At 60.0% G+C, this 7,295-nt stretch carries 5 protein-coding genes and 1 tRNA gene; all 6 read left to right on the top strand.

Features of this window, described 5'->3' with window-relative positions; translation table 11 throughout:
• Positions 1-349 precede the first annotated feature (349 nt).
• The 6 genes from JAO85_RS25250 (at position 350) to JAO85_RS25225 (ending at position 7,294) form a co-directional block, all read left to right on the top strand.
• Entirely contained in the window at positions 350-748 is a 399-nt protein-coding gene (locus JAO85_RS25250; RefSeq protein ID WP_012837584.1) for a hypothetical protein, read from the top strand.
• Positions 749-1,097: 349 nt separating this feature from the next.
• Positions 1,098-2,369 (top strand): TolC family protein, encoded by a 1,272-nt coding sequence (locus JAO85_RS25245; RefSeq protein ID WP_012837585.1) that lies wholly within the window; start codon positions 1,098-1,100, stop codon positions 2,367-2,369.
• Positions 2,370-2,415: 46 nt separating this feature from the next.
• Positions 2,416-3,621 carry an efflux RND transporter periplasmic adaptor subunit gene (locus JAO85_RS25240; protein ID WP_045840269.1) on the top strand — a complete coding sequence of 402 codons (1,206 nt, stop codon included), beginning with the start codon at positions 2,416-2,418 and terminating at the stop codon, positions 3,619-3,621.
• Positions 3,622-3,625: 4 nt separating this feature from the next.
• Entirely contained in the window at positions 3,626-6,715 is a 3,090-nt protein-coding gene (locus tag JAO85_RS25235; protein WP_003061132.1) for an efflux RND transporter permease subunit, read from the top strand.
• Positions 6,716-6,735: 20 nt separating this feature from the next.
• Positions 6,736-7,071 (top strand): P-II family nitrogen regulator, encoded by a 336-nt coding sequence (locus tag JAO85_RS25230; protein WP_039050540.1) that lies wholly within the window; start codon positions 6,736-6,738, stop codon positions 7,069-7,071.
• 147 nt (positions 7,072-7,218) lie between these two features.
• A tRNA-Ala gene (locus tag JAO85_RS25225) sits at positions 7,219-7,294 on the top strand.
• Position 7,295: the final 1 nt, after the last annotated feature.

Below are 7,295 nucleotides of genomic sequence, written 5' to 3'. Positions count from 1 at the left end.
TGGTAGTTCAGTTGGTTAGAATACCGGCCTGTCACGCCGGGGGTCGCGGGTTCGAGTCCCGTCCACTCCGCCAGATTTAAAAAGCCGCAATCAAGCAATTGATTGCGGCTTTTTTTTGTCTGTGGCGCTCTGGGAGATTTGATGTGCTCCTGACTTTCTAGCAAGATACCCTTGCCATGCAAGTGCTATGGCGATACGCTATCGTTCACCCTTACAGATGTTGACAAAAGTTTTCCATGCGGGAACTTTTGCTGCCAATCGGTACACCATCTTGTCACCATTGGGCCTGCTTCCCGGTGACTGTCTCATCCCTTCATTGTTGTTCGTTTAACCACAGCTCCTTCGATCCATGCGTCCGGCGTCTTCCTTTCTGCTGTCGCTGCTGATGTTTGCCTCCATCATCGGGGTGCAACTCATCGCCATGTGGCCGGCAGGTTCGCAAGATGTGGTGGCCATGGCTTATGTACTCGACGCAGAGCCGCACGAATACGGTGTCGATGTGCTGCAGGAGTTCGAGGACGATGTGGAAGAAGATACGGTGGAGTTCTCCATTCACCGTCCACATCGCACTGCCGAGCTCAATCCGGCCCAGGATGATCGCAATGAATTGTTTGGCCCTCCTGAAGCGGTAGCTGTAGGTGTGGCCGATGTCCGGGTGCCTCCTCAGGGGCATGTGGTGCACCCGACTCATCCCTGGCCGGAAAGCATGTTGCGTCCGCCAAGTCTCGGCCTGCCGCAGGCAGGCTAGCTCCAGCTCAGCTGACGTCATCACGTCAGAACGTTTGCGCTGGGCTTTTTAGACCCCCGATACCTGCTGCCCGTTATTCCAGCGCCTGCTGGCCTGGAATGTGCTTGTCTGCAGAGCATGGCTCTGAGACAGGTCTGGGGCGGCTTCACCTGTTCAGGTGTAACTGATCCTGCATCGCATGCGGCGGCCGCCGCATGTGCATGACGGGTTTCCGACCCTTTCCTCACTTTATCTGCCCTCAAGAAGGCAGCTGTGTTCTATGTTCAATAGATCGATAGTGCCGGCTTCTTTACCGGCCAAGGCCAGTAAGAATTCTTCTGGCCATACACCATTGCGAAGCCCCAAACGCGTGGCCGTGTTCGGCCTGTGTCTCGCCGCAGCTCTGGCGGCGCATGCTCAGACCAATGCTCATGGCACACCACAAATCAGCAGCACCATTTCAGATCAGGTGCAGCCCAAGCTGACTTTGACGCAGCTGGTGCAGACCGTGCTGGACAACAATCCCGAACTGCGCTCAGTGCAGCAGTCGAGCTTCACGGCTCAGGCCGCCGTGGTCAGCGCTGGCGCGCTGCCCAACCCCAAGCTGGAGTGGAGTCGCGGCGACAACAAGGCGCGTCTGGCATCGGCCACGCCCGGCAATGTGCAGACCATGGGGATCTCGGTTCCCATAGAAATGCCTTCCGTGCGCGCTGCTCGTATCGAGGCGGCGCAAGCCGGGCAGCGAGCATCCGTGCACCAGATTGCTGCATCGCGCAATGCACTCGTGGCCCAGGTCAAGCTCAAGGCCTACGAGGTGGTGCTGCGACAGGCGCAGGCACAGGCCGCCTACGATGCCGTCAAGCTGCTGGAACAGGCCCATGAGCGTGTACGCGTACGTGTTTCCAGCGGTGAGGCGGCGCGTTACGAAATCATCAAGGCCGATGCCGAACTGATCAACGCTCGTCAGCAGGAGCAGTCTGCCCGTTTGCTGGCCGAGCAATCCCAGCTCACGCTCAATCGTCTGGCTGCAGGCCAGTTACCCAATCGCTTTGATCTGGCCCTGTCTCTGCAGGATCCGGTGGAGACAGTGCAGTTGCAGAACATCAACTGGCAGGCCCATCCGGAGCTGCTGCAGCTGCAGTCCGAGGTGGACAAGGCCGAAGCGCAGAAGAACGGTGCCAAAGCCAGCCGTTGGCCGGGTCTTGAGCTGCGTTACGCGCAGACGCGAGAGCCCGATATCCGCAATAACACCATCGGCGTGAGCATGCAGATTCCGCTGTTCGACCAGCGTCGCGGCCCGATTGATGAGGCTGCTTCGGAAGCCGAGCGTGCTCGCCTGCGCATGGAAGGTCGCAAGGCCGAACTTGAGCAGCAAATGTTGCAGGCCTGGAAGGTCATGGAAATGGCGCAGGTGCGCACCAAGGCCCTGAGCGAGGGCGCGGTGCGCGAGGCCGAATCGGCCTTGCGCGTAGCCGAGGCTGCCTACCGCTTCGGCGAGCGCGGCATTCTGGATGTGCTGGACGCCCAGCGCGTGCTGCGCACAGTACGCGCCGATTTGCTTGAAGCCCGTTATCAGCTGCAATCCGCCCGGATTGAACTGGATTTTCTGGCTGGCCGCTATGCCCAGCCTTCCTCGCTTTGAGCTTTCAAAGTCAAGACCACGTTTTCGTATTTTTTGAATTCGCTTTATGTCTTCTCATCATCACTCCAGGACTGCGCGTCCCGCCTCTCTGGTTCTGGCACTGGCGTTGGCCGGGCTGACAACATTGACCCTGACTGGCTGCGGCAAGGAGGAGCCGGCTGCTGCGGTTGCTGCAGCAGATACCAAGGCCGAGCTTGACCCCATGGAGGTGGTTGTCTCAGCCGAAATGGCAACCAACTTCAAGACCGCCGCGGTAACGCAGGCCGAGGTTGCATCGGTGCAGGAAGTTGCCGGTCGCATTGAAGCCAACGAACGCAAGGTCACCCGCATCGGTGCGGCCGTGACAGGGCGTGTGACCGAGGTGCTGGCCGAAACCGGCGATCGCGTCAAAGCTGGTCAGACCCTGGCGCGCGTCGCCAGCCCCGAGCTGACCACGGCTCAACTGGCCTATATGCGTGCCAGCGCCACGGCAACTCTGGCAGAGCGCTCCGTAGAGCGGGCGCGTCAGCTGATTGCTGCCGATGTGATCGGCTCTGCAGAACTGCTGCGTCGCGAATCGGAAGTGCAGATTGCGCGCGCAGAGTTGAGGGCGGCAGGCGATCAGCTCAAGCTGATGGGCTTGTCTGCCGATGCGCTGAGCAGTTTGCGCGCCAAGGGCAATGTGGCCCCGAATGCCGCCATCACGGCTTCTGCTGCAGGTATTGTGATCGAGCGCCAGGTCAGCCAGGGTCAGGTGGCGCAGCCGGGGGACCCTCTGTTCACTGTGGCAGATCTCTCCAATGTCTGGGTGGTAGGCGCCCTGCCCGAGCAAATTGCGCGCAGCGTGCAGACTGGCCAGAACGTGCAGATCGATGTGCCGGCGCTGGGGCTGACCGTCGAGGAGACGCCCATCTCGGGCAAGATCATCTACGTGGGTGACACCGTGTCCCCCGAAACCCGCACCGTGACCATTCGCACTCAGGTGGACAACAAAGATCTGGCGCTGAAGCCCCAGATGCTGGCCACCATGAAGATCCAGGGGGCCATGGAGAAGACTCTGGCGATCCCTGCGCTGGCAGTGGTCCGCGAGAACGACAGGGATCATGTCTACGTCAAGAAAGCCGAAAACCACTATCGCCTGACTCCGGTGGAGTTGGGGGCGGCCAGCGGTGGTCTGCGACCTGTGCTCAAGGGGTTGAGCGAAGGCTCCCAGATCGTGGTTGAAGGTGCATTCCACCTGAACAACGAGCGCAAGCGCGCAGAACTGGAGTAAGCCCATGATTGCCTCCATGATTCGTGCCGCGCTATCGCAGCGGCTGGTGGTGGTCGTGCTGGCGCTGGTGATGTGTGGCTTTGGCCTGCGTGCCGCCATGAATCTGTCGGTGGATGCTTTCCCCGATGTGACCAATGTGCAGGTTCAGGTTGCCACCGAAGCCCCTGGTCGTTCGCCCGAGGAGATCGAGCGTTTTGTGACCGTGCCTCTCGAAATCGCCATGACGGGACTGCCCGGGTTGGCAGAGATGCGCTCGCTCAACAAGAGCGGTCTGTCCATCATCACGCTGGTGTTTACCGATGCGACCGATGTGTACTTTGCCCGACAGTTGGTGACGGAGCGTCTGATCGAAGTCACGCCACGCATGCCTGAAGGCATCGTGCCGGTATTGGGGCCGGTATCCACCGGCCTGGGTGAGGTCTACCAGTACACGCTGGACCACCCCGATGATGGCAAGCGCGAGCTGACCCAGGCCGAGTTGACGGAGCGTCGCACCATTCAGGACTGGGTGGCGCGTCCGTTGCTGCGATCCATTCCCGGTGTGGCTGAAATCAACTCTCAGGGCGGATATGTCAAGCAGTACCAGGTGCTGGTCGATCCTGCCCGCCTGCGTCACTACAACCTGAGCGTGCGTCAGGTGGTGCAAGCCGTGGCGGACAACAATGCCAATGCCAGCGGCGGCATCCTGCCGCAGGTGACCGAGCAGTATCTGATTCGCGGCGTGGGCATGATCCGCACGCTGGACGATATCGGCAACATCGTGCTCAAGGAGCAGGGAGGAGTGCCGGTCTATGTGCGTGATGTGGCCAAGGTGCAGATTGATGCCGAGGTGCGACAGGGTGCCATCATCAAGGGCGGCTATACCGAGGGCGTTTCGGGCATTGTGCTGATGATGCGCGGCGGCAATGCCAAGGAAGTCGTGACCCGCGTGAAGGAGCGTGTGGAGGAGATCAACTCCAAGGGCATGCTGCCTGGCGGCCTGCAGATCGTTCCTTACTATGACCGTACCGATCTGGTGGATTCCGCTCTCTGGACCGTGGGCAAGGTGCTGATTGAGGGCATCTTCCTGGTGGTGGTGGTGCTGTTCATCTTCCTGGGCGATGTGCGTTCCAGCCTGATTGTGGTGGCGACGCTGATCATCACGCCGCTGACCACCTTCATCATGATGAACAAGTACGGCATTTCGGCCAATCTGATGTCCTTGGGTGGCTTGGCGATTGCCATTGGTCTGATGGTGGATGCCACCGTGGTGGTGGTCGAAAACGTCTTCCACAAGCTGGGGCAGGCGGGCAATTCGCGCGGCGAGCGCATTCGCACCGTGCTGTCGGCCACTGTGGAAGTCGCTACTCCCACCATCTTCGGTATTGCCATCATCATCTTGGTGTTCCTGCCGCTGATGACGCTGCAAGGTATTGAAGGCAAGATGTTCGGACCACTGGCGCTGACCATTGCCATGGCTCTGGCGATCTCGCTGGCCGTGTCGCTGTTCCTGTCGCCCGTGCTGTGTTCCTACTTCCTCAAGGGCGGCGCCGATCACGATACCAAGCTGATTGGTTTCCTCAAGCGCCACTATCTGCGTCTGCTTGACGGTGCGACTGCACGCAACCGCCTGACGCTGGCTGTGGCCGTGGCTTTGCTGATCGGATCGCTGGGCCTGTTCCCGTTCCTAGGCAAGTCTTTCATGCCGACCATGAAGGAAGGCGCGCTGACACCGCAGATCAACCGCGTGCCCAGCATTTCCCTGGATGAATCCATTCGCATGGAAATGGCTGCCATGAAGGAAGTGGCGCAGGTGCCCGGCGTGAAGTCCGTGGTGTCCAAGCTGGGACGTGGCGAATCGCCAGCCGATCCTGCTGGCCCCAATGAGTCTGACCCCATCGTGCTGCTGGACCCCGAGTCCGAGCGTACGCAGGATGAGATCGACGAAGAGATTCGTCAGCGCCTATCCAAGATTCCCGGCGTGCAGATTGTGCTGTCCCAGCCCATCTCCGAGCGTGTGGATGAAATGGTGACCGGCGTGCGCTCGCAACTGGCCGTGAAGGTGTTCGGGGACGAGCTGGAAGACCTCAAGGAGGTCTCCGAGCAGGTGGCGCGCATTCTGAAGAGCGTCTCCGGCAGTACGGACATACGTATCGAGCGACTCTCGGGTCAGCAGGCTCTGACGGTGGATATCGACCGCAAGGCGATTGCTCGTCACGGTCTGAACGTTGCCGATGTGCAGAGCCTGCTGGAGTCCGCCATTGGCGGCAAGGACGTGACGACCTTGTATGAGGGTGAGCGTCGTTACTCGGTCGTGGTGCGTTTCCCCGAGTCCTATCGGGGATCGCCCGAAGCCATTGGCGCAACGCTGCTGACCACGGCGGCTGGCGCGCAAGTGCCGCTGAGCAGTCTGGCCAGGATCGAACTGGTCGATGGTCCCGCGCAGATCAGCCGCGAAGGTGGCAAGCGCCGCGTGGTGGTGGGCGCGAACGTGGAAGGGCGCGACCTGGCTGGCTTTGTTGCCGAGGTCGAGCAGCGCCTGGACAAGGAAGTCAAGCTGCCCGACGGCTATTACTTCAAGTTCGGCGGTCAGTTCGAAAACATGGAGCGCGCCATGGGCACGCTGCAGGTGATCGTGCCGCTGACCATCGTGGCCATCTTCTTCTTGCTGTTCCTGCTGTTCAACTCCATCAAGCTGGCAAGCCTGATCATTCTGGTGCTGCCCTTTGCTTCGATTGGCGGCCTGATTGGCTTGTTTGTCACTGGCGAATATGTGAGCGTGCCGGCATCGGTGGGCTTTATTGCCCTGTGGGGTATTGCTGTGCTGAACGGCGTGGTGCTTGTATCCAGCATTCGCCAACTGCGCCAGGACGGCATGGACGTGGCCGAAGCCGTGCGCGAAGGTTGTACTCAGCGTTTCCGCCCTGTGATGATGACCGCAACCGTGGCTTTGCTGGGTCTGGTGCCATTCCTGTTTGCGACGGGTCCTGGCTCCGAAGTTCAGCGTCCCTTGGCGATCGTGGTGATCGGTGGTTTGATTACCTCGACTTTGTTGACGCTGGTGGTGCTGCCCACGCTGTACCGCTGGTTTGACGAGAAGCCGACCGAGGCTTGATTTGAGAAAGGAGTGATCCGATGACGATGAAAGAAATCCGCGCCATCGTGCGTCCCAGCCGGTTGGAGCGCCTACGTACCGAGCTGCGTGCGATTCCGAACTTTCCGGGTGTGACGATTTTCAAGGCCGAGGGCTTTACGGCCCCCGCAGCCGTGGACAAGCGTACGGTCAAGGATGAGCTGACCGATTTTTCGGACAAGCTCATGGTCTGCGTAATCGTGGAGGAGTCCATGGTGGGGGCGATTCGCGAAGCCATCGTCGCGGCCTGCCGCACCGGGCAGATCGGCGACGGTCTGGTCTGGACGGTGGATATCGGCGAGATGCACCGTATCCGTGACGGCGGCGCCGTGAGCTGATCAGGTTTGGCACTGAAAGAAAAAGGGATGCTCTCTGCATCCCTTTTTTCATGCTTTCGACAAAATGTTGGAAGTTTGGAAAAACCGGCGAAAACCCTGTGCTACAATTTTTGCATTGCAGCAGAGAAACACTGTTTCATTGCTTCAGGGGGTATAGCTCAGCTGGGAGAGCGCTTGCATGGCATGCAAGAGGTCATCGGTTCGATCCCGTTTACCTCCACCAA

Source organism: Comamonas sp. NyZ500, assembly GCF_016772095.1.
Taxonomy (GTDB): Bacteria; Pseudomonadota; Gammaproteobacteria; order Burkholderiales; family Burkholderiaceae_C; genus Comamonas; species Comamonas thiooxydans.
This window is presented reverse-complemented; position numbering and strand designations above follow the sequence as displayed.